At 61.9% G+C, this 25163-nt stretch carries 30 protein-coding genes and 1 riboswitch; of the genes, 16 read left to right on the top strand and 14 right to left on the bottom strand.

Annotation, left to right across the window (positions count from 1 at the left end; all coding sequences use genetic code 11):
• Positions 1 to 150: 150 nt before the first annotated feature.
• Positions 151 to 1578, top strand: coding sequence for a S41 family peptidase (locus ACS0VV_RS02055; RefSeq protein WP_483531077.1), 1428 nt, complete (start codon positions 151 to 153; stop codon positions 1576 to 1578).
• A gap of 6 nt (positions 1579 to 1584) precedes the next feature.
• Here ACS0VV_RS02055 and ACS0VV_RS02050 read toward each other — a convergent pair whose 3' ends face one another.
• Positions 1585 to 2043: a COG3650 family protein gene (locus ACS0VV_RS02050; RefSeq protein WP_483531076.1), complete on the bottom strand. Its 459-nt coding sequence runs from the start codon at positions 2041 to 2043 to the stop codon at positions 1585 to 1587.
• A 49-nt stretch (positions 2044 to 2092) separates the two neighbouring features.
• On the opposite strand from ACS0VV_RS02050, the gene ACS0VV_RS02045 reads away from it, so the two are divergent.
• Complete coding sequence (locus ACS0VV_RS02045; protein WP_483531075.1) at positions 2093 to 2518, top strand: BLUF domain-containing protein; 426 nt, start codon at positions 2093 to 2095, stop codon at positions 2516 to 2518.
• A 10-nt stretch (positions 2519 to 2528) separates the two neighbouring features.
• On the opposite strand, the gene ACS0VV_RS02040 is transcribed toward ACS0VV_RS02045, so the two are convergent.
• Together ACS0VV_RS02040 and ACS0VV_RS02035 are read right to left on the bottom strand one after the other, a co-directional pair.
• Positions 2529 to 2972 carry a DUF3429 domain-containing protein gene (locus tag ACS0VV_RS02040; protein WP_483531074.1) on the bottom strand — a complete coding sequence of 148 codons (444 nt, stop codon included), beginning with the start codon at positions 2970 to 2972 and terminating at the stop codon, positions 2529 to 2531.
• 85 nt (positions 2973 to 3057) lie between these two features.
• Positions 3058 to 3639 (bottom strand): fasciclin domain-containing protein, encoded by a 582-nt coding sequence (locus ACS0VV_RS02035; RefSeq protein ID WP_483531073.1) that lies wholly within the window; start codon positions 3637 to 3639, stop codon positions 3058 to 3060.
• Between the two features lie 216 nt (positions 3640 to 3855).
• Between ACS0VV_RS02035 and ACS0VV_RS02030 the strand changes: the two genes are divergently transcribed.
• On the top strand, positions 3856 to 5067 hold the full coding sequence (locus ACS0VV_RS02030; RefSeq protein ID WP_483531072.1) for an FAD-binding domain-containing protein: 1212 nt from the start codon (positions 3856 to 3858) through the stop codon (positions 5065 to 5067).
• Here the strand turns inward: ACS0VV_RS02030 and ACS0VV_RS02025 are convergent.
• Positions 5064 to 5486, bottom strand: a complete 423-nt coding sequence (locus ACS0VV_RS02025) for a DUF6491 family protein (RefSeq protein WP_483531071.1) — start codon at positions 5484 to 5486, stop codon at positions 5064 to 5066. The two genes, ACS0VV_RS02030 and ACS0VV_RS02025, sit on opposite strands and share 4 nt — an antisense overlap.
• 54 nt (positions 5487 to 5540) lie before the next feature.
• Between ACS0VV_RS02025 and ACS0VV_RS02020 the strand changes: the two genes are divergently transcribed.
• The 6 genes from ACS0VV_RS02020 (at position 5541) to ACS0VV_RS01995 (ending at position 10961) form a co-directional block, all read left to right on the top strand.
• Positions 5541 to 6113: a lipocalin family protein gene (locus ACS0VV_RS02020; protein WP_483531070.1), complete on the top strand. Its 573-nt coding sequence runs from the start codon at positions 5541 to 5543 to the stop codon at positions 6111 to 6113.
• A gap of 39 nt (positions 6114 to 6152) precedes the next feature.
• Positions 6153 to 6488, top strand: a complete 336-nt coding sequence (locus ACS0VV_RS02015; protein WP_483531069.1) for an Mpo1-like protein — start codon at positions 6153 to 6155, stop codon at positions 6486 to 6488.
• A 101-nt stretch (positions 6489 to 6589) separates the two neighbouring features.
• Complete coding sequence (locus ACS0VV_RS02010; RefSeq protein WP_483531068.1) at positions 6590 to 7099, top strand: hypothetical protein; 510 nt, start codon at positions 6590 to 6592, stop codon at positions 7097 to 7099.
• 597 nt (positions 7100 to 7696) lie between these two features.
• Positions 7697 to 9295 carry a TadE/TadG family type IV pilus assembly protein gene (locus ACS0VV_RS02005; RefSeq protein WP_483531067.1) on the top strand — a complete coding sequence of 533 codons (1599 nt, stop codon included), beginning with the start codon at positions 7697 to 7699 and terminating at the stop codon, positions 9293 to 9295.
• Between the two features lie 56 nt (positions 9296 to 9351).
• Positions 9352 to 9930 carry a TadE/TadG family type IV pilus assembly protein gene (locus tag ACS0VV_RS02000; protein ID WP_483531066.1) on the top strand — a complete coding sequence of 193 codons (579 nt, stop codon included), beginning with the start codon at positions 9352 to 9354 and terminating at the stop codon, positions 9928 to 9930.
• Positions 9930 to 10961, top strand: a complete 1032-nt coding sequence (locus ACS0VV_RS01995; protein ID WP_483531065.1) for a TadE/TadG family type IV pilus assembly protein — start codon at positions 9930 to 9932, stop codon at positions 10959 to 10961. Before ACS0VV_RS02000 ends, ACS0VV_RS01995 begins: the two co-directional genes overlap by 1 nt.
• A gap of 65 nt (positions 10962 to 11026) precedes the next feature.
• Here ACS0VV_RS01995 and ACS0VV_RS01990 read toward each other — a convergent pair whose 3' ends face one another.
• From ACS0VV_RS01990 to ACS0VV_RS01975, 4 genes are all read right to left on the bottom strand, one after another.
• Positions 11027 to 11383, bottom strand: a complete 357-nt coding sequence (locus ACS0VV_RS01990; RefSeq protein WP_483531064.1) for an HPF/RaiA family ribosome-associated protein — start codon at positions 11381 to 11383, stop codon at positions 11027 to 11029.
• Between the two features lie 118 nt (positions 11384 to 11501).
• Entirely contained in the window at positions 11502 to 12149 is a 648-nt protein-coding gene (locus ACS0VV_RS01985) for a hypothetical protein (protein WP_483531063.1), read from the bottom strand.
• A 99-nt stretch (positions 12150 to 12248) separates the two neighbouring features.
• Complete coding sequence (locus ACS0VV_RS01980; protein ID WP_483531062.1) at positions 12249 to 12644, bottom strand: type II toxin-antitoxin system death-on-curing family toxin; 396 nt, start codon at positions 12642 to 12644, stop codon at positions 12249 to 12251.
• A 93-nt stretch (positions 12645 to 12737) separates the two neighbouring features.
• Positions 12738 to 12965, bottom strand: a complete 228-nt coding sequence (locus ACS0VV_RS01975; RefSeq protein ID WP_483531061.1) for an AbrB/MazE/SpoVT family DNA-binding domain-containing protein — start codon at positions 12963 to 12965, stop codon at positions 12738 to 12740.
• A 22-nt stretch (positions 12966 to 12987) separates the two neighbouring features.
• On the opposite strand from ACS0VV_RS01975, the gene ACS0VV_RS01970 reads away from it, so the two are divergent.
• Entirely contained in the window at positions 12988 to 14004 is a 1017-nt protein-coding gene (locus ACS0VV_RS01970) for an AbiTii domain-containing protein (protein WP_483531060.1), read from the top strand.
• Positions 14005 to 14035: 31 nt separating this feature from the next.
• Here the strand turns inward: ACS0VV_RS01970 and ACS0VV_RS01965 are convergent, their stop codons facing one another.
• Positions 14036 to 14587 carry a hypothetical protein gene (locus ACS0VV_RS01965; RefSeq protein WP_483531059.1) on the bottom strand — a complete coding sequence of 184 codons (552 nt, stop codon included), beginning with the start codon at positions 14585 to 14587 and terminating at the stop codon, positions 14036 to 14038.
• A gap of 5 nt (positions 14588 to 14592) precedes the next feature.
• Positions 14593 to 16473 (bottom strand): phosphomethylpyrimidine synthase ThiC, encoded by a 1881-nt coding sequence (gene thiC, locus ACS0VV_RS01960; RefSeq protein ID WP_483531058.1) that lies wholly within the window; start codon positions 16471 to 16473, stop codon positions 14593 to 14595.
• 33 nt (positions 16474 to 16506) lie between these two features.
• Positions 16507 to 16650, bottom strand: a riboswitch (TPP riboswitch).
• 33 nt (positions 16651 to 16683) lie between these two features.
• On the opposite strand from thiC, the gene ACS0VV_RS01955 reads away from it, so the two are divergent.
• Positions 16684 to 16950 carry a hypothetical protein gene (locus tag ACS0VV_RS01955; protein ID WP_483531057.1) on the top strand — a complete coding sequence of 89 codons (267 nt, stop codon included), beginning with the start codon at positions 16684 to 16686 and terminating at the stop codon, positions 16948 to 16950.
• A gap of 2 nt (positions 16951 to 16952) precedes the next feature.
• Here ACS0VV_RS01955 and ACS0VV_RS01950 read toward each other — a convergent pair whose 3' ends face one another.
• Entirely contained in the window at positions 16953 to 17549 is a 597-nt protein-coding gene (locus ACS0VV_RS01950) for a DUF2585 domain-containing protein (RefSeq protein WP_483531056.1), read from the bottom strand.
• 158 nt (positions 17550 to 17707) lie between these two features.
• Here ACS0VV_RS01950 and ACS0VV_RS01945 point away from each other — a divergent pair, with 158 nt between their 5' ends.
• Positions 17708 to 19309 (top strand): AbgT family transporter, encoded by a 1602-nt coding sequence (locus tag ACS0VV_RS01945; RefSeq protein ID WP_483531055.1) that lies wholly within the window; start codon positions 17708 to 17710, stop codon positions 19307 to 19309.
• 6 nt (positions 19310 to 19315) lie between these two features.
• Here the strand turns inward: ACS0VV_RS01945 and ACS0VV_RS01940 are convergent, their stop codons facing one another.
• Positions 19316 to 20200, bottom strand: a complete 885-nt coding sequence (locus ACS0VV_RS01940; RefSeq protein ID WP_483531054.1) for a glycoside hydrolase family 5 protein — start codon at positions 20198 to 20200, stop codon at positions 19316 to 19318.
• Here ACS0VV_RS01940 and ACS0VV_RS01935 point away from each other — a divergent pair.
• The 4 genes from ACS0VV_RS01935 to ACS0VV_RS01920 all read left to right on the top strand — a co-directional run bounded on the left by ACS0VV_RS01935 (position 20199) and on the right by ACS0VV_RS01920 (position 23344).
• On the top strand, positions 20199 to 20480 hold the full coding sequence (locus ACS0VV_RS01935; RefSeq protein ID WP_483531053.1) for a hypothetical protein: 282 nt from the start codon (positions 20199 to 20201) through the stop codon (positions 20478 to 20480). The two genes, ACS0VV_RS01940 and ACS0VV_RS01935, sit on opposite strands and share 2 nt — an antisense overlap.
• Positions 20481 to 20611: 131 nt before the next feature.
• Entirely contained in the window at positions 20612 to 21976 is a 1365-nt protein-coding gene (locus tag ACS0VV_RS01930; RefSeq protein ID WP_483531052.1) for a methyl-accepting chemotaxis protein, read from the top strand.
• A 45-nt stretch (positions 21977 to 22021) separates the two neighbouring features.
• Positions 22022 to 22699 (top strand): DUF6445 family protein, encoded by a 678-nt coding sequence (locus ACS0VV_RS01925; protein ID WP_483531051.1) that lies wholly within the window; start codon positions 22022 to 22024, stop codon positions 22697 to 22699.
• Positions 22700 to 22708: 9 nt separating this feature from the next.
• Positions 22709 to 23344, top strand: a complete 636-nt coding sequence (locus ACS0VV_RS01920) for an SOS response-associated peptidase family protein (protein WP_483531050.1) — start codon at positions 22709 to 22711, stop codon at positions 23342 to 23344.
• Between the two features lie 138 nt (positions 23345 to 23482).
• Here ACS0VV_RS01920 and ACS0VV_RS01915 read toward each other — a convergent pair whose 3' ends face one another.
• Together ACS0VV_RS01915 and ACS0VV_RS01910 are read right to left on the bottom strand one after the other, a co-directional pair.
• Positions 23483 to 24415, bottom strand: coding sequence for an MBL fold metallo-hydrolase (locus ACS0VV_RS01915; protein ID WP_483531049.1), 933 nt, complete (start codon positions 24413 to 24415; stop codon positions 23483 to 23485).
• A 47-nt stretch (positions 24416 to 24462) separates the two neighbouring features.
• Positions 24463 to 25047: a hypothetical protein gene (locus ACS0VV_RS01910; RefSeq protein ID WP_483531048.1), complete on the bottom strand. Its 585-nt coding sequence runs from the start codon at positions 25045 to 25047 to the stop codon at positions 24463 to 24465.
• Positions 25048 to 25163 lie beyond the last annotated feature (116 nt).

The raw sequence follows: 25163 nt of genomic DNA, 5'->3' as shown, positions 1-25163 counted from the left end.
AAGGCTGTTGCCCGTTCAGCCTGTCGAAGGAATCGGCTTGGCAGAAGAAGCGACGGAATTTGACACAGCTTGACTTGTCACCACTCTGCGCCAGCGATAGGCTGCGCATTGGTGGGGACATGACAGGCACCTGAAAGAGAACCGGTTTCTATGCGCACTTCGAAAATCGCACTCGCCATCGCCACAGCCGCTATGCTGGTTTCCTGCGGCGGCGGTGGCAGCCCGACACCCACTCCGATTGCAACCGGGCCGATCGGCGGAGGCGGCGGTGGTGGCGGTGGCTGCACGATTAGCCAGCGGCTCGATTTTATCGATGACGTGATGGAAGACTGGTATCTGTTCCCCAATCTGGTCGCCAGCAATGTCAGCCGTGCCGGGATAACCGACCCGCAGGATTATATCGATAATCTGGTCGCCCCCGCCCGCGCACAGAATATCGACCGCTTTTTCAGCTTCATCACTTCAATTCAGGAGGAAGAGGCTTTCAACAATAGCGGGGCTACTGCCGGGTTCGGGTTCCGCCTCGCCTATGACAGCGGCAACCGGCGCGCTTTCGTGATCGAGACATTCGAAGGCACACCGGCGCTCGGCGCGAATATCGATCGTGGTTCGGAAATCCTTGCGATCGGCACCAGTGCCGCCAATCTGCAGACCGTCAATTCGCTATTCGCTACCGGCGGCGCGGCGGCGGTGTCAAATGCACTTGGCCCTAGCACGCCGGGCACCACCCGCGTGCTGCGTGTGCTCGACCAGAACGGGGTGACGCGTGAAGTTACGCTGTCCAAGGCCGATTTCTCGCTCGATCCGGTGTCGGACCGCTATGGCGCGCTGATTATCAATGATGGCGGCAAGCAGGTCGGTTACATCAATCTGCGGACTTTCTCGGTGGAAAGCGCCAATGATGATCTGCGCACCGCCTTCCGCAGCTTCCGCGCGGCCGGGATTACCGAGCTGATTATCGACTTCCGCTACAATGGTGGCGGCCGGATTTCGGTGGCGGATGTGATGGGCGATCTGATGGGAGCGGGTCTGACCGGCCAGATCTACAGCCAGATTGAATTCCGGCAGGAACGGGCGAACAACAACTCGGTCCACCGCTTCGCACCAACCGCCGATTCGATTGCGCCGACCAAGATCGCCTTTATCGGCACCCGTTCTACCGCATCGGCAAGCGAGCTCGTCATCAATTCGATGCAGCCCTATGTCGACATCGCGCTGATCGGCGAGAACACCTTTGGCAAACCGGTCGGACAGTCGGGTTTCGACCTCGCCGCGTGCGATGACCGGTTCCGTCCGGTGACCATCCAGATCACCAACCGCGACGGGTTGGGCGAGTACTTCAATGGGCTTGCCAGCACTGTGCCCAATAGCTGCCGTGCGAATGACGATATTTTCACCCAACTGGGCGATCCGAGCGAGACGATGATTGCGACGGCGCTCGATTACCTCGCCGGGCGCAGCTGCAATGCGATTGCCGGTGGCGGTGTGGGCGTGCAGTCGGTAGATGAAGCAGGCCCGCTCGCGCCGAACCTGCGCGATATGACCTATGCGCAATACGAGGTGCCGGGGCTGTTTTAAGGCAGCTTACGGCTCCTCGAGTTCGTCCACGCCTTCGCGCCAGGCGCAGCCTTCGCGGGTCTCTCCGCCGATCTGCACGACGGCGAAGAAGGGGTAGGCACGCTCGCTCATCCCGTCCGAACAGTCGCCCGGCACGATAGAGATATCGAGAGCCGCGCCCTCCAGCTCGCCGCTGAACGATAAGCCGCCGCGCCCGGCAAAGCGGGTAACGGGCACGGTCACCCCGTCGGGGAGTTCGGGTGTTGACCATTGCAGCGTATCACTAGCAATCGTCCCACCCCAGAACGGTTCGGTGCCGGTCAAGCGCAGAGTATCGTCGGGCGAAATTGCTGCATATGGCGTCATGTCACCGGTATCACCGGGGGCGGCGTCAGACACGGCATCGCTACACCCGGACAAAGCCAGCGCAAAGACAGCCAGCACACCAGCGTGCAAAGCCTGACCGGCAACAAAAACCGTCATCATGCAATCTCCAGTTTGCCGCGGTGTCTTGACCGCGCGTAGCTTGCCTATAATGCAACAGGCGGGAGAGACCATGATATCGCTCGTTTATGTCAGCACAAGCAGCAGCGCGCTCGGCGCTGAGGAGCTTGCCGCATTACAGGCGCAGGCCTCGCGCACCAATGCCCGCTGCGGTGTTACCGGAATGCTGGTGTATGATGGCGCGCGCTTCATGCAATTGCTCGAAGGTGCCGAGCGGGTGGTCAATGCCACTATGGGCCGTATCCAACAGGACAGCCGCCATCGGGGCCTCAGCATCCTGCGCCGTGACGAGATCACCGAACGCGAATGCCCCGACTGGTCGATGCGGGTCATCGCCCTGCCCTTGACCGCTGCGGGAAGCGCCACCGAATTCGCTTGCAGCCTGCCGGACGAGATGGCGCCGGAAACGCGTATGCTGTTCACGAGCTTTGCCTCCTCCGCAGGCAAGGATAGCTAGCGACCGTTTGCTAACCTAAGGCGAGCGCCAGCGTTGCGATCCCCAACCCCAGCGACAGGGGCACGCGAAGGCGCATCCACCATGCAGGGCGGACCGTGACCAGCCGCATATCCACGAGCGGACTCAGCACAATGCCAAGACCCAGCACCAGCAAGGACGGTGTCGGCCACGTATAGCCGAACACCCATGGGGCAAAGGTGGCGAAGGCGATAAGGCTCGGGACGACCGCAGCCAACCAGATCCAGGCAGGCGCGCGGCGCGCCTCGTCAGGCGAACCGGCGGCCAGGCCCCACCACAATCCACCAAGGAAGCTGAAAATCAGCGCAGCATAGGCCCAGCCCATCGCCAGCGCAGTCCAGCGCCACTCTTCAGGTCCTGCCCACACGGCAAGCGTGCAAGCGACTTGCGGTAGCAAACCGGCGAATCCGAGCAGGCGGGCGAGCGGCGGAGTCATAGGAACATCTATCTATGGCGGGGTGAGCCCAAACGCGAAAGGCGGGCCACAAAGGGCCCGCCTTCCTTGCTATCGTCAGGTGCGATTACTGCGGCATCAGCACCGTATCGATGACGTGAATCACGCCGTTCGACGCAGGCACATCGGTGGCCACCACGGTCGAAGTTCCGCCAGCAGCATCGGTCAGCACCACGTTCTCGCCGTCGAGCGTTGCGGTCAGCGTGCCTCCGCCGACGGTTTCCACGGTGTAGCCTGCATCACCCGCTTCGGTGATTGCCTGCACCAGCGTCGCTGCATCCACATTGCCTGCCACGACGTGGTAGGTGAGGATCGCACCCAGCGTCTCGGTGTCGTTGGTGGTCAGTTCGGTCAGCGTTTCGGCCGGGATCTTGGCGAAAGCGGCGTTGTTCGGGGCGAAAACGGTAAACGGGCCTTCACCCGAAAGCGTTTCACCCAGACCGGCAGCGGTCACCGCAGCGACCAGCGTCGAGAAGTCTTCGTTACCGCTGGCAACATCGACGATCGTGCCCGTGGCGGTCGCGTCGGTCATGGCCTCATCGGTCATGGCGGTTTCGTCAGCTGCCGTATCGGCTTCTTCGGCAGGGGTACCGCAGGCGACAAGCGCCAGCGATGCAGCAGAAGCGAGAACAAGAGTAAGCTTTTTCATCATGCGTCCTTTCGGAAATTTTCCGGTTTGCGAGATGGTAGAAACGAGCGTTACGCGCAGAGTTTTTCGCGCAAGCGTTCGGGCCATCAACGCCAGCTACGTAGCGATGTTCCGAATAAGTGCACCGCCTGCCCTAAATCCCGTAGGCAGCGCGAAGGATCGCGGAAATTGCACGGAAGGCGGGAACGCAATCGCCGCTTTTCCGGTTGAAGCCGCATGGATTTTGCCCCCAACCGCTCCACCGGCTTGAACCAGCTATACGGCTTTGTCCCTGATGCTGGGCGCAAATATGCTGCATCCCGCAACCACGATAATGGCGTGAAGCGGGACAATGTCTCGCAATTGTCCCCATGGCTGCACGCCGGCCTGCTGGGCGAGCGCGAAGTGCTGGCGGCCGTGCTGACCAAGCACTCGCCGGAGAAGGCCGAGAAGTATATCGCCGAGGTGTTCTGGCGGCTCTATTTCAAAGGCTATCTGGAACAGCGGCCGTCGATCTGGGTGAGCTATTGCCGCCAGCGGGATGACGCCTACGCCGCTTTGGCCGGTAATGCGGGCCTCGCGAAAGCATATGCCGATGCAGTCGAGGGCCGCACCGGGATCGCCGCGTTCGACCATTGGGCGCGCGAACTGGTGGAGACGGGCTATCTCCACAATCATGCGCGAATGTGGTTCGCCAGTATCTGGATTTTCACCCTGAAGCTCGACTGGACACTCGGCGCTGATTTCTTTCTGCGGCATCTGATGGATGGCGATGCGGCGTCCAACACGCTCAGCTGGCGCTGGGTCGGCGGGTTGCATACGGTGGGCAAAACCTATCTGGCGCGGGCCGACAACATTGGCCGCTACACGGAGCATCACCCCGACGGGCCGCTGGCAGCAGACGGGCTTGCGCGGCATGCCGAGCCGCTCACCGAAGCGGAGCCGCATGGACGCCAAAGTCTCGACCTGCCAGCCGCGCCCGATCCGTCCGCCTTCGCGCAGCCCTATGCGCTGCTGTTGCACGACGAAGGCGCGAGCCACTGCCCGCTTAATCTGCCGCAGCCGCCCACGCTGGTGATTGGCGCCGCGCGGCCCGATGCACGCTCGCCGCAGCCTGTCGGTGACCCTGCGCGTGACTTCGCACTGGGCGCTGTCGCCGACGGTGTGGAAGCAGCAGGGGCGGCGTTCGGCTGCCCTCTCGCCGAATGGCAGCAGGCGGGCTCGCTTGCTTCGCTATTGGCGGACGCAGGCCTCACCCGGATCGTTACCCCGTACTTGCCCATCGGCTGGACACGCGATGCCCTGTGGCCGGAGCTGGAGCGCCATGCTCCCTTACAACTGCTGCCGGAACTTAGCCGCCTCACTTTCCCCCACGCCCGTGCTGGCTTCTTCGCTGTCAAAAAGGAAATCCCAAAAATCCTCCGCGCGACGGGGCCGGCGGCGGCCTAGGACGCCTCGGGCATCAACCGGCCAAGCACCCGCGCAACGCACTGGTTGGTGCCCGCCGTAGTGCGTGAAGAGATTGTGATCTCCGCCAAATCACCGCTGCACAAGCTGCCGGGATTTTGCGGTCTGACAGCTACGCCCAAAGCGACGTCTAGGTCCTGACACGGGCCGAGCGTTTCGAGCACGAAGTCTTCATTCCTGCCAGTATCGAGCGTGATCCGCTCGTTAATCCGGCGTCCGTCGGGTGCCGCTGCGTAGCCACGGATCTCGCGTTCGGTGAAGCAGGCGCGCGAAGTGTCGATGCGGGCAAGAAAAGCTTCTTCGCTTTCTTCCGCTTCCGCAGGCTCCACAGAAGCGCAGGCGGCAAGACCCGCGCCACCGGTGAGAGCAATTGCAGTAAAAGCGATTAATGACGTTCGCATGGGCTTCTCCTTCGTTGCTGCGGAACACAGTGCGCCCTGGGGCATTTCGCTTGCATGAACCTTCACCGTACAGCCCTTGCTGCCGCCCTTGCCCTCACCCTACCCGCTTGTGTCGGATCGCCGGGGCCGGTCGGCAACGCCTCGGTACCGGAGCCTGCGCAGGCAGTGGTTCTGGATGCCTATCTTGGCACGTGGTACGAATATGGCCGCTATGAAGCCCCGTTCCAACGCGGCTGCGAAGGTGTGACTGCCGAATATTCGCTGCGCGAGACCAGTGGCGCGTCCAACATCCGTGTGGTCAATTCCTGCTATCAGGACGGGCTCGACGGCGAATTCCGGCAGTCCGAAGGCCGCGCGCGGGTCGTGGATGGCAGCAATGGCGCGAAACTGAAGGTCAGCTTCTTCGGCCCCTTCTTTGGCGACTACTGGGTGCTCGATCGCGGCGGGCCGGATGCGAGCGGGCAATACACGTGGTCGATCGTAGGCGAACCCAGCGGGCGCTACCTGTGGATGCTAACCCGCGAAGCGCAGCCCGATGCGGCCACCCGCTCGCTCCTCGAAGCGCGCGTCCGCGAGCTCGGCTATGACTGGAGCCTTGTGCGGCTGACACAGCAACCCGCCGGCTGACCCTTGCACAATCGCTCCCGTTCGCGCAGCATTGCGCGCATGGGCACCAACCGTTTCACGACCTTCGAACAGTTCTGGCCGTTCTACCTGCAGGAGCATGCACGGCCGCTGACGCGTGCGTTGCATTATGTCGGCACCAGCCTGGTCTTCGTTGTCGCCGCTTTCGCTTTGGCGAGCGGCAATCTGTGGTGGCTTCTTGCCATGCCGCTCGCCGGATATTTCTTCGCGTGGCTGGCGCATTTCACCGTCGAGAAGAACCGTCCGGCGACTTTCACCTATCCCAGCTGGAGCCTGCGCGCCGATTTCAGAATGTACTTCATGTGGCTCACCGGCAGGCTCGGACCGGAACTGCGCAAGGCCGGGGTGTCGGGCTGAACAAAGCGGTGAAAAAGCGGTCATTGCGCGTTCAGAAGGCGCGTGCCAGCTTCGGAATTGCCCGCTGCGACCATGGGCCAGACAAGGGGGAGTAACAAAATATGAAACGCGCACATCGCACCACCCGTCGTTCCTTTCTCGTCCGCGTGGCGGGCGCGGCTGCCGCAGGCTCGGGCCTGACGGGCTGCGTCGCGCTCGGGCCGACAGACGCCGATAGCGGACCTTATGCCGATCCCGCCGGAATGGGGCGCGGCTACCGCAGCGGCTATGGCACCTCGGGCGTGACCGACAGCGATGCCGGGCAATATGCCGACCCCGCTGGCAATGGCCGGGGTGGAGGCTATTCCACCGGCGTGACCGACAGCGATAGCGGCCAGTATGCGGACCCGGCAGGGCGCGGGCGCGGCACCGGCATCACCGACAGCGACAGCGGCGCCTATGCCGACCCCGCCGGACAAGGGCGCGGGCGCGGCAATTACCAGTCGGGCGTGACCGACAGCGATTCGGGCGCCTATGCCGACCCGGCAGGCAATGGCCGCGGCACCGGCTACACCGACCGCGATTCGGGCCAATATGCCGACCCTGCCGGACGCGGACGCGGGCCGGGTTGAGAGGGGGCGACCCGCGTAGCGCGCTTCTAACCGCGCCAATTTTACAATTTGTCCAGAATTTCTCTGTAGCCTCCAACTGAAAGGTTCGAGGTTACAATGCGCGCAGCACCCATTGGAAAGCCGGGAAAGACCCTGACATTCGCCGCCTGCGTGGTGGTTGGGTGCTTGTTCCTGGCCGAAACTGTAGAAACGACCGCACCGGAGGCCGAACGGCTGATCGCGCGAGGTAGCACAGAGCAAGCGGTCGCAAGCGATGATGGCTCATCATCTTATGCGGCAACGCTGAGACCTGCGCAGGGTAGGTTTAGCAGCGAGCCGGCCAACGGCCAGCCACCCCGTAACGACTTGCAGATTGCGGATTACGAAGCACCCTCAATTGGCGATGAGGAAATCATCCTCGCCGGTGGCGGCGAAGGCGGCTTCTCCGAACGGAGACCAATACCTGATCTGAGGCCACGTACTGTTCGGTAAGAAGGAATCTCATTTTCTTAACCAAAGTCCGTAATCTGCTTTGTGCGCTTCGCATTGTAAGGAAAATAGGAGTCTGATCTTACGGTTCTTTGAATTTAACTGTGAATGGTGGGCAATTACATGGCGATGCACAAAACTCTGCGGAAGATTGCGGGCGATACCGCCGGCAGTGTGCTGCCGATGGCAGCTGCCGCGATCCTGGTGATGGTTGCCCTCACCGGTTCCGCGCTTGATCTCAGTGTATCCTACATGGCGCGCGGCAAGTTGCAGAACGCCTGCGACGCCGCAGTGCTCGCCGCCCGCCAGAACATGACCGGTACCACTTTCAATCAGGACGTGCGCGACGAAGCCGACCGCTTCTTCGATTATAACTTCCCCGCCGGCACTGCCGGGGCGACGGATGTGCAGTTCAATATCAACCAAAGTACCAGAAATCGTAGTGAGTTGGTTGCCAATGCCTCTGCCACCGTTCCCACCACCCTAGTCCGGGTGATCGGGATCGACACTGTGCCGATCTCGGTCAACTGCGATGCCACGCAAGATGTTGGACACAATGATATTGTTCTGGTGCTGGACGTTACCGGGTCCATGAATGATGCTCCCAGCAATGGCACCGGGACCAAGATCGAACGGCTGCGCGAAGGAACTTTGGGGCTTTACCGTGCGCTGGAAAGCGATGACGGTTCGATCACTCGCTACGGCATTGTGCCTTACTCGCACACTGTCAATGTCGCACGCAGCCTTCGCAACCGGGATATTCTGGTCAACCAGTGGCATCTGGGAGGCAGCTGGACAGTCAATGAATGCGACTCTGATGGCTACTGGATCTGGAACTGCGTCAGCAGCACGGTGACGGCCCGTCCGACAGTCGGCCTGTATTCGAACAATACTCGCTATCGCTACATCACCGCGATTGGCCAACGTGTTGTGCACATTAGCAATTCGCGCTGGAACAATGCCAACGGCACCTATCCCGGTAACCGTCAGGGATTCCGCACGAGCGGTGAAGGCTGCATCGAAGAACGCCCAACCATTGACCCCGACAATCCCGCACCTTCGGGCGAGTTTATCATCCGCGACTACGTCACGCGAGCCGATGTGGACAATCTTGCCGCCAATGGTAGCGACGAACCGCGACAGTTTGGCCGCTATGATGTCGACTCCCAGACCGGCTATTCGCAAACCGGATGCCCTTCGGAAGCCAGTCGCCTTGCGGAATATGACGATCTCGACGACTTTCAGACCGCTATCAATGCAGCGACAGCCAATGTCACAGGCGGCACCTATCACGATGTCGGGATGCTCTGGGGCACCCGCTTCGCCTCGCGCACCGGCTTCTTCAGCGGGACAAACTTCAACCAGGGTGACAATGTCACCGAAATCGACGGCATCCCGGTGAACACACATATCGTGTTCATGACCGATGGCCGACTGGATACCGGCGAGACCCTGTATTCGGCGCATGGGGTCGAACGCTATCAGAACCGCACCCGTGGAACCGGTGACACCAATGCCCAGCACCTCGCCCGTTTTAACTCTGTTTGCCGCTTGGCTGGCGAAATGGGTATTACCGTGTGGGTTATCGCGCTGGATGTGACCGATACTGGTGCGATCCGTTCCTGCGCCACGAGTGATGCGCATTTCTTCACTAGCGACGGTTCCGATCTGGAACAGGTGTTTGAGGAAATCGGCCAGGGCATCGGTAATCTGAGGCTCACCCGCTAATGGTGCTCCGCACTATCCTCCCCACCTTGCGCAGGCTGCGCGATGACGAAACCGGTGTGACCATCGTCGAGTTCGCCTTTATTGCGCTGCCGCTATGCCTGATTCTGGTGGCCGGGATGGATTTCGGGCATCGCATTTATGTTTCTTCGGTGATGCAGGGGGCGCTCACCGATTCCGCTCGCCGCGCAAGCGTGCAAAATCCTAGCTTTGCCGGGGCGGCCAATTCACTCGAGCAAACGGTCAAGAACGCGGTTGAGCGCCAGCTGCGCCCGTTGCTCCCTTCGGATTACACGCTGACAGTCACGCAAAGCAACTATTACGACTTTTCAGGTATAGGGAATCCAGAAAAGATCGTGCGCGATAATGATGGCGACGGGGTGTACGACGAGGATGACGGCGACTGCTTCTCCGATCTTAACGAAAACGGCCAGTTCGACACCGACACCGGACGCCAAGGACGCGGCGGGGCCAATGATGTAGTTTTCTACGAAGCCCGGTTGTCGATGAAGCCACTTGTTCCGCTGGCCAATTTTCTCGGTGGCGAGACCCGTTACACGCTGGTGTCCGAGACCGCGGTGCGCAACCAACCCTGGGGCACGCAGTCCACCCCGCCGACCGTATGCGGGACAAATTGATGCAGCGACTGTCCAATACGATCCATCGCCTGGCCCGCGATATCAGCGGGGTTGCCATGATCGAGTTCGCGTTTGTCGCGCCGGTCTTGCTGCTGCTGATCCTTGGCGGGCTGGAACTTGCCAATTATGCTATGGCGCATTTGCGGGTGAACCAGATCGCTATGACCGTGGCGGACAATGCCGGGCGCGTCGATACTGGGATTGACGAGGCCAATATCCGTGAGGTCTTTGCCGGAGCCGGTGTTATTGGCGAAGCGATCGACTTCCAGGCCAATGGTCGCATTGTCCTTTCCTCGCTGCAGCATAACGGCCAGAACGGCTCCAACGAAGGCCAGATGATCAACTGGCAGCGTTGCTGGGGCGATCTGGAGCAAGACCCTGCTTACGGCATCGAAGGCGACGGGCGGACCGACAATACCCTCGAAGACGGGCTCGGCCCCGACGGCCGCCGTATCCTGTCAGGCGAAAATACCGCGGTGATGGTGGTCGAGGTCTATTACGATTACCAGCCGCTGATCGACACCGGCTTTATGCGTATCACCGAACAGATCCGCCATGAAAGCGCGTTCAACGTGCGCGGTCGCGTCAATAACGATCTGACCAACAGCCAGAACCTGACTGCAGCTACCTGTACGATTTACGGAACCGGTACCGGCGGCGGCGGCAACAGCAATGGTGGCGGTTCGGGTTCGAGTTCCAGTTCCAGTTCCAGTTCCAGTTCCAGTTCAAGCTCCGGCGGTGGCAACGGCAACGGCAACGGCAATGGAAACGGCAACGGCAACGGAAACGGCAACGGCAGTTCAAGTAGCAGCTCGAGCAGTTCGAGCAGTTCGAGCGGTGGAAGCTCGGGCGGCAGCTCCGGCGGCGGCAATGGGAACGGAAATGGCAACAGCTCCAGCGGCGGAAATAACAGCTCGAGTGGAGGCAACAACAGCTCGAGCGGCGGGAATAACGGCAACGGAAACGGCAATAGTTCGAGCGGCGGGAACGGCAACGGAAACGGCAATGGCGGCGGCGGTCGCAGGCCCTAGTCTGGATTGACCGGATCTCGGCGACTCCCCCCGTTCAGGTCACCGCCGTCCCGTCCGCCCTCGCCTCACAGCACCTTGTCGGGGCGCGGATCGTGCTTGTGCTTGGCTTCCTTGCCAAGCACGCGCTCCAAACGCTGCACCATCGTGTTCGCCGCCTTGCGCGCCGCATCATCGACCTTCGCCGCGTGCTCGGTGACGCCGATCGGCTTCCCGCCGCGCGGACGCGCCTCGATCATGCAGGCTTTGTCATCCCCGCCGCCCTTGCGCCCGTTCTCGTCCGAGACGTGGACTTCGAGCCGCGTGAGCCGGTCGGCAAAGCGCGCGAACTTGTCGTGCAGCATGGCCTCGATCCGCGCGGCCACTTCCTGCGTGCCCATTACCGAACTGTCGGAATTGAACTGGATGGTCAGGTTCTCGGTCATCGGGGGGATGCTCCTCTCTTTATGTGATTGTGTCTCATAGATATGGGGAGCGATGCGGCGGGTTCCAGCGATTTCGGCGAGGATTCCGAACGGTTCGGGTGACAAAGGTGACACCGCGTCACTTTTCACGCTCCGCATCAAACGCCTGTAAATGCGCGATAAGCTCGGCATCGGACAGGCCGGACGGACATGGTGATGAGGGATGGGGCAAGGCGGGCCTGTTCGCCCCCGTCATCCCGCCGATCCGCAAGCCGTCAAACTCGCCCGGATCGTCCGGCGTCAGCGCGCCCGTCTCGACCGCCTCCCCGCTCTCGAGCTTCGCCAGCAGCGCCTCGAAATCGCGCGCATGGCGCTCGGTGGTCGCGCCCGGCCGCCCGAAGGCCGGATTGCCGCCCATGGTGAAGCGCGCCAGCAACGCCACCGTCAGCCGCTCGTCATATTTGCGATAGCTGCCGACCTGCTCGCCCTGGAAGAACACCGGCACTTCCACCCCGTTCAGCGCCCGCTCCAGCGCGGCATGGGCGAGCACATCGTAGGAATGGTGGAACGCGACTTCCCACGCGAGATCGAACGCCTGCCCCTTCAGCCGCGAGCGCAAGCGATAGGCCGATTGCCGCGACATCCCGACAGACCGCGCCGCCTCGGTCACCGAATGCGTGGCGGAAAGCTGGCGCAGAAACGCAGCCTGCTTGGCGAGCGACCAGCCATCATGGCGGGCGTTTGCGGGGTCGGGATGTGAGGCGGAGGGGGGATTGTGCTTGCTCATCCGGCAGGATGAGGCAGATTTTCGGTGTGTAGGAAAGTGACGATCCCCCCGGATCGTCATCCCCGCGAAGGCGGGGAGCCAGAGCGAGCGGAGTGCCAGCTATCCTTCGACGAGGTGCGTCCGAAACCAGTCAGCGAGCTCGTCTTCGGAAAGCTCTCCGGCGGCGAGGGCTTGCACGGTGCGCAGCGCGTCCAGCGGATCGAAGCGCAATTCCGCGCCGTTCAGCACAAGGAACACACGCGCCAGCACCCATGCGGTGCGCTTGTTGCCATCGGCAAAGGGATGATTGCGTGCAAGGCCAAAGGCATAGGCAGCGGCGAGCACCGCCAGATCATCCTCGCCATATTCCCACTTGTTTTGCGCCCGTGCGAGCGCGCTTTCGAGCGCCCCTGCGTCGCGGACGCCGGACGGCCCGCCATGCTCGGCCAGTTGCCGGTCGTGAATGGCGGTGGCGACCTTGGCGTCGATCCAGACGGGTTCAATGCGGATGGGCATCTCACCAATCCGTCATCCCAGCGGAAGCTGGGATCTGTTTCTGTTGTGCGTGACGGCAGCGATCCCAGCTTTCGCTGGGATGACGAGTTCTGCTCACTTCGCCAGTTCGCGCAGGATGTCGCGATCCTCGCGCATGACCTGCTCGGCAGCCTCCATCTGCTGCGCAAAGGAGGGATTGGACGCAGTCAGACGAATGCCATCGGGCGCTTCGGAGACATAGAGGTCATCCCCCAATCCGACCCGCAACCGCGCCAACACCTCCTTGGGCAGGATGATCCCGGCAGAATTGCCGATCCTGGTGATCTTGAGCGGCTTGTTCATACGGGTGTTATAACACAGAAAGTTGGCGATCGACAACGCACCATCGGTCGTAAAAATTTCTCTCAAGATTTCTGGTATATATTCAGTCGCGACCTATGTTGAGCTTATGTCACTCCTATCCGATATTCAATCGTCCCTCCTCCAGGAAAAATCCCCCATCGCGCCGGTACTGCTTAAGTTCAAGTTCTTGGCTGCCAAGCTGAAGAGTCAACCTCTACAGGATTGGATTAACCACGAGTTGGAGGGCTATCCTTTCGAAGTTGAAGTTCCTGAGTATCGGCGGCTAGGCATTGCCTACCGTGGCACTTTCAGCGGCCCTTTTGGCTCTGGCATTAACAACGCGCCGATCCCAAATTATCTAATCCAACAATTCGCCGGAGAGGAATGGAACACCCACGAGATGCGTCAAAGCATTGCAGCGGTTGATGAACTGGTCAAATCGTCTGATGGGACTGGTACTCTCCATATCAATGCATCCAACCTCATCCTTATGCTTCAAGGTAAGGTCTATGAGGGCTACGCTTGCAACGAGGTCAAAGGTATTCTTGGTGTGTCGCAGTTATCAGAATTACAACATGCGGTGCGGGGACGCTTGCTCGATCTGACGCTTGAATTCGAAAACATCGAAGGCGCCGCTGCAATTGAGGTTGGCAAGGGTCCGGAAAATGACGTGGCTGCGAATTCACAGGCTGTAACTCAGATTTTCCACCAAACCGTCCACGGTATGATGCAAAATGTTAGCAACTCCGGTTCGATCGGCTCGATCAATTTCGAGGGGAAAAAGGGCGATGTTGAATCGCTAATAGCTTTCTTGACCAACAACGGAATCCCGCTTGCGGCGGCGGGAGAGTTTGCTGAGGTCGTCAAATCAGAGTCGCCAGAGTCCGTGGCAGAGCCATTCGGCGCGAAGGCAAAGAAATGGATTGGCGAGAATATTGCGAAGGCGGTCGATGGAACTTGGAAGGTCGGGATCGGGGTCGCCACCGATGTTCTAACAAAAGGGGCATTAGCGTATTACGGATTAGATACCTCGAGTTAGGCAAGGAATGCACCCAGTCTGTCCGCTCAACTCATAAACCTAGGCCACGCAGAACAGCTCGGCTGGTCTTCTTGGGGAGTTGAGGTGCGCCCTTCTTGCTGGTCACTCCTCGTAGAGGGCCTACTGGCCTGAACCCTGCCTTGCGCTCAAACTGAGAATTTATGAACTCAGCGTAGCGAAGACATTGCAAAATGGCTCTGTGAATCTCTGCATCGGACTTCTCACGTCCGTGCATGATAGCATCGCGAACTTCTTCCGCTGGCTCTATTATATCCCGTCCTGATTTATCTAGTTTCTTCCCCAAAACATTCTCAAAAATAATCGGAAAATTGGAACGCGTGATGTCTAACCGGTCAACTGCTTCCCAAGTAAGCGTGCTATTAGTGCGATATTCTCGCATGATTAGCGCATACAATGCCGTGCGTTGCGCGCCTTCGATTAGTTGAAAAGCGTATGCCAGAGCTGGGCTCGGAGTTGATACGTTGTCCAACACCTCTGGTAAGACACTGAAGTACCATTGAACGCCATCATCTTGGGCGGCTAGATTTTCATCAATTAGCTGTCGCGCCGATTTCTTAGCCATGGGCCTCACCCCTCCCGCACATACAAATCCCCGCCCTCGCGGAATTTCGCACTCATCTCCTCCATCCCCTTGAGCGCCGCCTGGCGGCTTTCCTCGGCGGTGTCCGCGCCGGATTTGGTCGAGGCGAGGAAGCTGTCGGGGTCGCTGTTCTGCTTCGAGGCGAAATCGCGCACGTCCTGGCTGATCTTCATCGAGCAGAATTTCGGCCCGCACATCGAGCAGAAATGCGCCGTCTTCGCGCCCTCTGCGGGGAGGGTCTGGTCGTGATATTGCTCGGCCGTATCGGGATCGAGGCTAAGGTTGAACTGGTCGCGCCAGCGGAATTCGAAGCGCGCTTTTGACAGCGCGTCGTCGCGCACCTGCGCCGCCGGGTGGCCCTTCGCCAGATCCGCCGCGTGGGCGGCCAGCTTGTACGTCACCACGCCCACTTTCACATCGTCACGGTCGGGCAGGCCGAGATGCTCCTTCGGCGTCACGTAGCAAAGCATCGCGGTGCCGTACCAGCCGATCTGTGCCGCGCCGATGCCGCTGGTGATATGGTCGTATCCCGGCGCGATGTCGGTGACGAGCGGCCCGAGCGTGTAGAACGGCGCTTCGCCGCACACCTCCAGCTGCTTTTCCATATTCTCCTTGATCTTGTGCATGGGCACATGGCCCGGCCCTTCGATCATCACCTGCACGTCTTCCTTCCACGCGCGGTGGGTAAGCTCGCCCAGAGTGTAGAGCTCGGCAAACTGCGCTTCGTCATTGGCATCGGCGATACTGCCGGGGCGCAGGCCGTCGCCCAGCGAATAGGCGATGTCATAGGCCTTCATGATCTCGGTGATCTCGTCGAACTTCTCGTAGAGGAAGCTCTCCTTGTGATGCGCGAGGCACCACTTCGCCATGATCGAGCCGCCGCGCGACACGATGCCGGTCACGCGCTTGGCGGCCATCGGGACATAGGGCAGGCGCACGCCCGCATGGATGGTGAAATAGTCGACGCCCTGCTCGGCCTGCTCGATCAGCGTGTCCCGGAAGATGTCCCAGGTGAGGTCTTCGGCCACGCCGCCGACTTTCTCCAGCGCCTGGTAGATCGGGACGGTGCCGATGGGGACGGGGGAGTTGCGGATGATCCATTCGCGGGTGTCGTGGATGTTGCGGCCGGTGCTGAGGTCCATGACGGTATCCGCGCCCCAGCGGATCGACCAGACCATCTTGTCGACTTCATTCGCCACGTCGGAGGCGACGGCGGAGTTGCCGATATTGGCGTTGATCTTGACGAGGAAGTTGCGGCCAATCGCCATCGGCTCGCATTCGGGGTGGTTGACGTTGGAGGGGATGATGGCGCGGCCCCGTGCGACTTCATCGCGGACGAATTCGGGGGTGACGTAATCGGGGATGCTGGCGCCCCAGCTTTGCCCGCGATCATGGCGCGCCTCTTTCAGCCGCGCGCGGCCAAGGTTCTCGCGCTCCGCCACATATTCCATTTCCGGCGTGATGATCCCGCGGCGGGCATAGTGCATCTGGGAGAGGTTCGCACCCGGCTTGGCGCGCAGCACACGCTTGGCGACATTGGGGAAGGCAGGCACGCCGCCGCTGCGGTCGGGACCGAGCTGGCCGTTATCCTCCGGCTTGATTTCGCGCGCGTCATACTCCTCGACATCGCCGCGGGAGAGCTGCCATTCGCGGCGCAGCTTGGGCAGGCCGGCGCGGATGTCGATCTTCGCTTCGGGATCGGTGTAGGGGCCGGACGTGTCATACACCCGCACCGGCGGCTCGCCACTGGACGGCTCCAGATCGATCTCGCGCATGGCGACTTTGCGGTCTCCCACATAGATCTTGCGGCTGCCGCGAATCGGGCCGGTGGTAACGCCGATTTCGAACTGCGAATTGATGTCGGCCATGTGCTCTCTCTCCAAAAGGCAGAGGGAATACGGGCCGCAAAGACTGCCCTTCCCTCCGCCCGTGCTAACGGGTTCAGGTTCAACGGGTCGGGCGGCGTGACACGCCCCTCTCAGCCATTCTCGTCGGGCCTTCGCGAAACATCGCTACGGCCAACACTGGCTCCCCGGGGATAGCTCGACAATAGGGAGCGCCGCGCACATAGTCCAGCCATGTCGCCGCCCGATCTTGCATCTCCGGAATCCCGTGCTGCCTATCGCCGTGAATTGCGCCGCTATGCGCGGGGGTGGCGGTGGAGCGGTCTCGCGCTGGTGTTGCTGGCGTGCGGCTTGCTCACATGGCCGCGCATGGGCGGGCCGTGGATGCTGGGGCCGCTGCCGATGCAGCACTGGGGATGGATGGCAATGGCGGCGGGATGGGCGCTGCTGGTCGGCGTGATTGTCGCACGGACGCGCTACCACCGGAGGAGGATGCGCTGAGCCTAACCGTGTGTTCCCGCCGCCTGCCATTCGGCAATCGCGTCTATCGGGAACAGCAGCATGATGACGTTCAATGCCAGTCCGTCGCGCACCACCAGTGCTGCCACGACCTCGCCCAGCAGCGCAAGGGCCACGGTCAACCGCACCGGCAGGCGCAAAGCCAGCCAGAAGCCGAACGCCATCCAGCCGATATCGGCGGCGGAGTTCAGGACGCTGTCGCCCGAATAGCCGAAATTGGCGGTGACCGAGCGGAAGCGGTTGATCACCATCTCGGTGTTTTCGAGCACTTCCCACGCCGCCTCCAGCAGCACCGCCAGCGGCAGGCCCCAGCGCACCGCATTCACCCCGCCCCAACCGCGCCGCACGAACAACCACCAGCCGAGCGCGTAGAAGAGCATCCCGTGGATGATGTGGCTCGGCGTGTACCAGTCGCTGATATGCTGGCTATTGCCCGCATCATTGATCTGCCCGTGCCACAGCTTGATGGTGCCGCATTCGCAAATCGGCGGGCGGTTCATCAGCAGCAGGATGGCGATAGCGGCAATGGTGATCGCCAGCGAAACGATGATCGTGCGGCGGTTCGGGATGAGTTGGCCCATGCGCCTATGGCTATAGCAAAACAGGAGGGGTGCAAGCGGTGTGCGGCGCGCTTTCCGCAACCCCGCTCATCGCACAGTCATATGCAGGCCTTGAGTATCGCGCCAATGCCGCTACGCAGGCAAATCCGCCATCCCGCGACCCATACCGAGGCCTCCCGATGACCGAACTCCCCGCCACCACCACGCAATACGCCAAAGGCAAGCGCAACGCCTTCACCCGGTTTCTCGACGGGGTGGAATGGTTGGGGAACCTGCTGCCGCATCCGGTGACTCTGTTCGCGCTGCTCGCGGTCGGCATCGTGCTGCTCTCCGGCCTGCTCGGCTGGCTGGGCGTCGCGGTGGAAGACCCGCGACCGGCGGGATCGAATGGCGTCGCGGAAGACGGGATGATCCGCGCGGTCAGCCTGCTGAACGGCGACGGTGTGCGGCGGATTTTCACCGGGCTCGTTGACAATTTTACCGGCTTCGCGCCCCTCGGCGTGGTGCTGGTCGCCATGCTGGGCGTGGGCGTGGCGGAGAAATCGGGGCTGCTCAGCGCCGCGGTGCGCGCCATGGTGATGAACGCGCCGCCCAAGCTGGTGACCTTTGCCATCGTGTTTGCCGGGATCATCTCCAACACCGCGAGCGAAGTCGGCTATGTCGTACTGATCCCGCTGGCCGGAGCGGTCTATTACGCGCTGGGGCGGCATCCGCTGGCGGGGATGGCGGCGGCCTTTGCCGGGGTTTCGGGCGGCTATTCGGCGAATTTGCTGATCGGCACGATCGATCCGCTGCTGGCAGGCATCACGCAGGAAGCCGCGCAGCTGATCGATCCCGACTACACCGTGCTGGCCACCGCGAACTGGTATTTCATGTTCGCCTCCACCTTCCTCATTGCGGGCATCGGCACGCTGGTGAGCCTGTATATCGTCGAGCCCAAGCTGGGCGAATTTGATGCGAGCAAGGCGGAGCCGGAAATCCTCGACGACGCGATGATGCAGCCGCTTACCGACACCGAGCGCAAGGGGCTGCGCTGGGCGGGACTGGCGCTGCTGGCCGTGCTTGGCCTGATGGCGCTGACGCTGGTTCCCGATTGGGGCGTGCTGCGCAATCCGGAGACAGGCGACCGGATGGATTCCCCCTTCTTCGACGGGTTCGTGGTGTGGATCCTCATCTTTTTCATCGCCATCGGTTATGCCTATGGCCGCGCGGCGGGAACGATGAAAACCGACCGCGACGTGATCGACGCGATGGCGGCGGCTTTGTCCTCGCTTGGCCTGTATATCGTGCTGGTATTCTTCGCCGCACAGTTCGTGGCCTTTTTCGGCTGGACGAATATGGGCGCCATCTCGGCAGTGACGGGTGCGAATTTCCTGCAGGAAACGGGCATGACCGGCCCCGCGCTGTTCTTCGCCTTTATCCTGATCTGCGCGGTCATCAACCTGTCGCTGGGCAGCGCGAGCGCGCAATGGGCAGTGACCGCGCCGATCTTCGTGCCGATGCTGATGCTGATCGGCTATTCCCCCGAGGCGATCCAGGCCGCCTATCGCATCGGCGATTCCACCACCAATGTCATCACCCCGATGATGAGCTATTTCGGGCTGATCCTCGCCTGGGCGACACGCTACCAAAAGGATCTGGGCGTCGGCACGATGATCGCGATGATGCTGCCCTACACGATCTTCTTCCTGACCGCGTGGAGCCTGTTCTTCTACCTCTGGACGTTCGTGCTGGGCCTTCCGGTGGGGCCGGGTTCGCCGACCTATTACACGCCGTCTTGAGGCAGGTTACAGACCAATCGCGTCGAGCATATCCTGATACCATTCATTGGTGTTGCGATCGCGGAAGGAGAAGCTGTTGGTGTATCCCCACACGCAGCCATCGACCCCGGCATTGCGGAAGGCAGTGGTGACCGCCTGATAATATTCCGCCCGTTCGGCGCGGTCGGCCAGCTCGATGGCGCCATATTCGCCCATGAAGACGGGGCGACCGGTGCGCTGCATGAAGTCCTGCGCCTTCTGCACCGAACTGGCGAGTTCGGCCAGATCCTGTGCGCTGCCGAAGGTCGTGCCCAAGGGCGGTGACGGGTTCACCCATGTCGCGCCCTGATGGGTGAAGGGGAACGGATCGTAATAGTGGAAAGTGGCGATCAGATAATCGTCATTGGGCAGCGGTAGCGTTGCCAGCGAGTTGATGCCGCTCCAGTTCTGGCCGCCGACAACGACCGGCCGCGTCGGATTTGTGGCGCGCACTTCGGCCAGAGCGGGCTCCAGAATGCTCAGCAGATTGGCGTCGGTGATCTGGTTGTGCGGCTCGTTCAGCAGCTCGAACCAGACCATATCGTCGGCATTCTTGAAGTGGTCCGCCACCTGCCGCCAGATCGCCACGAAACGCGCGCGTTCGGTGTTGGGTGTGATGAAGAGCTGGTCGTAATGGTGATCGTTGAGGATCACGCGCAGACCGGCGGCACGCGCTTGCGCCACAACGGTATCGACGCGCGCCATCCATGCGGGATCGATGGTGTAAGGCGGCGTATTGCTCGCATGGGCAGACCAGCGCACCGGCAGGCGGATTGTCTCGAACCCGACGGCGGCGATGTCAGCCATGTCATTGTCGTTAATCGCCCTGCCCCAAGATCCTTCGGTCGGGGTGGCTTCCAGATGGTTCGCCATGTTGACGCAGGCCCCGATGCGCGCATCGGCCTGGGTAAGGCGCGAGGTGCCGGTGGGTGGCGGCGTGGGAGAAGGCGTGGGCGTGGGTGACGGCGTAGGTGTGGGCGCCACGGTTGCCACCGGCCCCGGCGTCGATCCGGCAGAGCCTCCACCGCACGCGGCGAGACCAATCGCCAGCGCCATTGCCGATACCCTGAATGTCCGTCTCGCGCTCACCATCAATCCTCTCCGGCCAGTTGATATTGCAGTATGCCCTCGCCTTATGGCGAGTGGCTTCTGACAAGGTTGTCATACGCGGTATTACACCAGACAAGCGCGAGTCCCAAGTATTTTTTCGCGCAGTTAGCCGTGGTTTAACCACTTGTTAGCCACGATTTCCTAGCACAGCAGGCCTAAACGGAGTGACCATCCATGAATGCGCCGCAAAACGTGCTTGACCAGTATGAAGGCGATATCGCCGCTACCGACGCCCTGCCGGTCACGCGCCGCCGCAGCACCGCGACGAGCGTGTCGCGCTTCTTCGGCCGACGGCTGCTGATGGAGAAGATGGGCATCTATAACAAAAGCCTGTTGGTGATCTTCAGCGCGCTCGTGATTCTCCGCGTTACCACCATGCTTCGGCCCGAATGGCTGCACGAGACGACGATTGCCGCACTAGCCATATCCATCGGCGGCGTGATCTGGGTGCTATATGTGAATGCTGTGATGCGACGCGAAATTGCCGAGCCCGTCTTCGCCATTACCGGCGAGATGACCCGTCTATCGCAGGGTGCGCGCGACATCACCATTACCGGCCAGCGCCGGCAGGACGAGATCGGCGAACTCGCCCGGTCGCTCGGCACCTTTACCCGCGACTATGCGCGCCTCGATGCGCTGCTGGCAGAGCGCGTGGCGAACGAACAGCTCGCTGCCGAAAATGCCGAAGAACGCCAGCGCGAGCTGGTTGCACTCGCCGCCGATTTCGAAACCACGGTGGGCGAGATCGCGGGCAGCGTCGCCGCCGCCGCGACCCAGCTCAACGCCACCGCTGCCGCCATGGCGCAAACCGCGCATGGCTCCTCGCAAACCGCGCAATTGGTGGCCGACGCGGTCAAACGCGCATCGAGCGGAGCGACTGCTGCCGCCGCTGCATCGGACGAATTTGCCCTGTCGATCGAGGAAATCAGCCGTCAGGCCACGCAGTCCGAAGAACTGGCGCGCAATGCCGCGCGGGTGACCGAGGAAACCGACCAGACCATTTCGACGCTCGCCGCATCCGCGAAGGAAGTCAGCCAGATCGTCGAGCTGATCCAGGCGATTGCCAGCCGCACCAATTTGCTTGCATTGAACGCTTCCATCGAAGCCGCGCGCGGCGGGGAAAGCGGGCGCGGCTTTGCCGTGGTGGCTTCCGAAGTGAAGGAACTTGCCGCGCAAACCAGCCGCGCGACCGAAGATGTCAGCGGCCAGATCCGCACCATGCAGCAATCGACCGACACCGGCGTTGCCGAACTGCGCGCGATTGGCGAACGCATCCGCGAGTTGGAAACCACGTCCGTCTCCATCGCCGCTGCGGTCGACCAGCAATCGGTGGCGGGCAAGGAGCTGGCGCGCAGCATCGATATGTCCGCACGCGAAACCAGCGATGTGGAAAGCCACGCCAATGAATTGCTGACACAGGCGACCAGCGTGGGCTCGGCGGCGGACCAGCTGCTCGGCTCTTCGAAAGACTTGGAAGCGCAGGCGAGTATGCTGACCGAACGCGCGCGCACCTTCGTGGAGCGTATCCGCGCCGCCTAAGGGCTTGGTTGACACCCGCGCTGCTGGCCCGCAATCAAGCGGGGAATGAACCACGCAAAGGTCAATATCCAACGCCTCGGCAATGAAGGCGAGCCGCTCGTCATTATTGACGGGTTCAGCGGCATTCCCGGCGAGCTGCTCGAACGCGGGCGCAGCGCGACCTATCAGGATGCGGGCGCGATGTATCCGGGCCTGCGAAGCTGGTGCGAGCCCGATTATCTCGACCGCAACCGCGATCTGATGTTCCAGGTGCTGCAACAGGTGTTCGGCTTCAAGCAAGGCATCAGCCTCGATGTCTCGACCTTCTCGCTAGTGACGCTAGCGCCAGAGGACCTGGCGCCCATCCAGCGCATCCCGCATTACGACCATGCGAGCGGCGAAGTTGTGGCGATCATGCATTATCTGCTCGGCCCCGAAAGCGGCGGTACGGCATTTTACCGCCACAAACGCACCGGCTTCGAAACGATCACCGATGACCGCGAGGCAGCGTATAATGCGGGGCTGGAGGCGGATGAGGCCGAATACGGAATGCCGCCGCCCGAATATTGCTATGGCGATACCGACCGCTACGAACTGATCGGCGAAGTCGAAGCGCGGCCCGACCGGCTGGTGCTGTATCGCGGGCGGCAATTGCATTCGGGTGTGATCCCGAACCCGCACGAGCTGAGCACCGACCCCAAAGAGGGGCGGCTGACGATCAATATGTTCCTGCGCGGGCGCTGACCGCTCGCCATGACCACGCTCTACCGCTGCGATGCCGGTGCGGGCGCGATTGCGTCCACGTTCGGCATAGCGGCGGGCGATGATCCGTGGAGCGGCGGCTATGTCGCGCCGCAGAAGTTTGCGCCGGTGATCACCGCAGGGCGCGAGTTTGTCGCCGGGCCGGGCGGAGAGCGCCAGCCATGGCGGATGGTGCCGCGCCTATGGGGCGTCCCACCGCCCCGCTCCGCGCATGATGCGGGCCGCCCGGTGCTGCGCGTGCGCAATCCCGACAGCCCGTTCTGGATCGGAAACCTGCGCAACCCCGAATTCCGCTGCCTCGTCCCCGCGACGGCGTTCATGGAATGGGGGCTTGAGGGCCGCGACGGAAAGCGCCGCCAGCATTGGCTCGGCTGTAGCGACCAGCGCGTGTTCGCGATGGCGGGCGTGTGGATGGATAGCGAGGTGCCGTCCTTCGCGCTGCTGACAGCGGAGCCCAATGCGGTGCTGAAGCGGCTGGGACGCGATGCGATGCCCGCCATCCTGCCGCCCGATCCGCGTGTGTGGCGGACATGGCTTCATGGCGGCTGGGATGCGGCGAGCGGGTTGGTGCAGCCGTATTCGTCATCGTTGATGGTGGAGATTGACCCCAGCATTCGTTCGTCCTGAGCCTGTCGAAGGACTGCTTTTCTTTCTGGCTTGGCGCGCAGTCCAAAAGGAAGTGCAGCCCTTCGACAAGCTCAGGGCAGTCGGAACTGGGAGAGTGCGCGCAGGTCCTTCGACAGGCTCAGGACGAACGAATGTAGGTCAAAGACAAAACCTGTCCCCCCGCCTTGCAACATTGAACCCGCGCGCTTCAACCTCGCGGCTTTCGGGGGAGTCGGGGTCGCGGATGGGGTTGGTGTGGTTGTAGTGGATGAAATGCACCTTGGCGCGCTGCTCTGCGGGCAGGTCTTGCAGCAAATCCATCGTTTCGGTGACGCGCGGATGGGGGATTTCGCTCATGTCGCGTCCGGGCAGCTCGTTATCGTCCCAGAAGGTCGCGTCGACGAAGACGTTATCAACAAACGGAAGAAGCACGCGGAGGAAATTTCCAGCCTCGCCCTCTGGCCAGAAATCAATATCCGGCACGTAAAGGACGCCGCCTGCATAGTCCGGTGTCAGCATGAACGCGACAGTCTCGGAATATTCGTCGCGATGGGGGACAGGCAGGGGCGTAATCATCATCTGCTCCCAATGGAGCGGTAAGTTTCCTTGCAGGCTCTCGATCCCGATATTCCCCAACTCCACCAACTGGCTCCACGGCCCGTTGCTGCGCAAGAATTCCGCCATGCGCGGCATGGCGAAGACGGGCACCCCGTTCGCACTAGCCGCTTCGCGTCCGAAGTAAGCGAGGCCGAGATAGTGGCCGATATGCGCATGGGTGAGGAACACGCCGTCTATGCCCAGACCCTCGGCAGGCGGTTCGATGGCATCGAGCATCGCCAGTTGCTCGGTGATCGCAGGCGTCGCATCGAAGAGGTAGCGGCGGCCCGCCACGCGGTCGATCAGGCCGAGCGAGCTGGGGAGCAGGCGCGGCCCTGTATCCTCCGCATTGCCGATCTGCGGCGCGCCCGCATCCTGCCCCGCGCCGAGAACCACCAGCTCGTAATCGCACGGCTCAGCCGCCTCTTGCGCAAACAAAGGGCTGGCGAGCGCCATCGCAGACACTGCCAGTCCTGTGGTGATTGCTCTCAACATAACCCGCGCCCCTCCGATTGCTAAGGCGGGCACGCTAGGCGATCACATCACTGCGCGGAAGGCGCTTTGACAAAAAGCAGCGCCAGAGCGAGGAACGCTGCCGCCGCCGTGCCCGCCGCGCCTGCCGGGAAGGTGAGGTCGGTCGCCGGGAAGACCGCCGCTGTGTTGATTGCAATGGTGGCGAGACCCGTCAGGCCCGCCAGCGCGCCGATGATCTTGCCCGCGCCGCTCGTCTGCCACAGCGCGCCCGCCACGCCCAAAGCCGCCACGCCGAGAGCGATTTTCGCCACGAAATAGAGCAGGAAGGCCATTGCCAGCACCGCGCTGAATACAGGTGCGAGTGCTTCTCCGCCCTCCATCAGCGGGCCGAACATGACCAGGCCCATGCCCGCTTGGATGGTGTTGAGAATGCCGCCCGTCGCCAGCCCCGCCCCGATCAGCGGGCGCGCGGGCAGCATGGCAAGGCCAGCGAGCGCAAGCACGGCAAAGGTAATCGTCTCGACCGACCAGATAATGTCGCGCGGCGGCGTCCCCCCGCCATCGCTGATGGCGATGTAGATGATCTGCGTCACCACTGTGATGAGGAGCGCGATGGCGGCAATTTGCGCCGCCCCTTTGAAACCGGTCGTCATATGATGCATTCCCCTTGTTGAGATGTGGCCCGTCATTCGCGCTTCAGACGCAGGCGGTTACATCGGCAACTTTCCAGCAGGCGTGGCAGAGGCTATGCCAGCACCCGACAGTTCAT

Source organism: Aurantiacibacter sp. KMU-128 (genome assembly GCF_056933515.1).
The sequence above is the reverse complement of the archived record's forward strand: the minus strand, read 5'-3'. Positions and strand labels throughout refer to the sequence as shown.

Coding starts and splice junctions, on each gene's coding strand:
- ACS0VV_RS01955 (WP_483531057.1), top strand. CDS start 16,684: ATGTCGCCGCCCGATCTTGCATCTCCGGAATCCCGTGCTGCCTATCGC.
- ACS0VV_RS01925 (WP_483531051.1), top strand. CDS start 22,022: ATGAACCACGCAAAGGTCAATATCCAACGCCTCGGCAATGAAGGCGAG.
- ACS0VV_RS01950 (WP_483531056.1), bottom strand. CDS start 17,549: ATGGGCCAACTCATCCCGAACCGCCGCACGATCATCGTTTCGCTGGCG.
- ACS0VV_RS02055 (WP_483531077.1), top strand. CDS start 151: ATGCGCACTTCGAAAATCGCACTCGCCATCGCCACAGCCGCTATGCTG.
- ACS0VV_RS02030 (WP_483531072.1), top strand. CDS start 3,856: ATGGATTTTGCCCCCAACCGCTCCACCGGCTTGAACCAGCTATACGGC.
- ACS0VV_RS02045 (WP_483531075.1), top strand. CDS start 2,093: ATGCAACAGGCGGGAGAGACCATGATATCGCTCGTTTATGTCAGCACA.
- ACS0VV_RS01940 (WP_483531054.1), bottom strand. CDS start 20,200: ATGGCGAACCATCTGGAAGCCACCCCGACCGAAGGATCTTGGGGCAGG.
- ACS0VV_RS01915 (WP_483531049.1), bottom strand. CDS start 24,415: ATGTTGAGAGCAATCACCACAGGACTGGCAGTGTCTGCGATGGCGCTC.
- ACS0VV_RS02010 (WP_483531068.1), top strand. CDS start 6,590: ATGAAACGCGCACATCGCACCACCCGTCGTTCCTTTCTCGTCCGCGTG.
- ACS0VV_RS01920 (WP_483531050.1), top strand. CDS start 22,709: ATGACCACGCTCTACCGCTGCGATGCCGGTGCGGGCGCGATTGCGTCC.
- ACS0VV_RS01910 (WP_483531048.1), bottom strand. CDS start 25,047: ATGACGACCGGTTTCAAAGGGGCGGCGCAAATTGCCGCCATCGCGCTC.
- ACS0VV_RS02005 (WP_483531067.1), top strand. CDS start 7,697: ATGCACAAAACTCTGCGGAAGATTGCGGGCGATACCGCCGGCAGTGTG.
- ACS0VV_RS01980 (WP_483531062.1), bottom strand. CDS start 12,644: ATGCCCATCCGCATTGAACCCGTCTGGATCGACGCCAAGGTCGCCACC.
- ACS0VV_RS01985 (WP_483531063.1), bottom strand. CDS start 12,149: ATGAGCAAGCACAATCCCCCCTCCGCCTCACATCCCGACCCCGCAAAC.
- ACS0VV_RS02025 (WP_483531071.1), bottom strand. CDS start 5,486: ATGCGAACGTCATTAATCGCTTTTACTGCAATTGCTCTCACCGGTGGC.
- ACS0VV_RS02020 (WP_483531070.1), top strand. CDS start 5,541: ATGAACCTTCACCGTACAGCCCTTGCTGCCGCCCTTGCCCTCACCCTA.
- thiC (WP_483531058.1), bottom strand. CDS start 16,473: ATGGCCGACATCAATTCGCAGTTCGAAATCGGCGTTACCACCGGCCCG.
- ACS0VV_RS02015 (WP_483531069.1), top strand. CDS start 6,153: ATGGGCACCAACCGTTTCACGACCTTCGAACAGTTCTGGCCGTTCTAC.
- ACS0VV_RS01945 (WP_483531055.1), top strand. CDS start 17,708: ATGACCGAACTCCCCGCCACCACCACGCAATACGCCAAAGGCAAGCGC.
- ACS0VV_RS01965 (WP_483531059.1), bottom strand. CDS start 14,587: ATGGCTAAGAAATCGGCGCGACAGCTAATTGATGAAAATCTAGCCGCC.
- ACS0VV_RS01935 (WP_483531053.1), top strand. CDS start 20,199: ATGTTGACGCAGGCCCCGATGCGCGCATCGGCCTGGGTAAGGCGCGAG.
- ACS0VV_RS02040 (WP_483531074.1), bottom strand. CDS start 2,972: ATGACTCCGCCGCTCGCCCGCCTGCTCGGATTCGCCGGTTTGCTACCG.
- ACS0VV_RS01990 (WP_483531064.1), bottom strand. CDS start 11,383: ATGACCGAGAACCTGACCATCCAGTTCAATTCCGACAGTTCGGTAATG.
- ACS0VV_RS01995 (WP_483531065.1), top strand. CDS start 9,930: ATGCAGCGACTGTCCAATACGATCCATCGCCTGGCCCGCGATATCAGC.
- ACS0VV_RS01930 (WP_483531052.1), top strand. CDS start 20,612: ATGAATGCGCCGCAAAACGTGCTTGACCAGTATGAAGGCGATATCGCC.
- ACS0VV_RS01975 (WP_483531061.1), bottom strand. CDS start 12,965: ATGAACAAGCCGCTCAAGATCACCAGGATCGGCAATTCTGCCGGGATC.
- ACS0VV_RS02035 (WP_483531073.1), bottom strand. CDS start 3,639: ATGAAAAAGCTTACTCTTGTTCTCGCTTCTGCTGCATCGCTGGCGCTT.
- ACS0VV_RS02050 (WP_483531076.1), bottom strand. CDS start 2,043: ATGATGACGGTTTTTGTTGCCGGTCAGGCTTTGCACGCTGGTGTGCTG.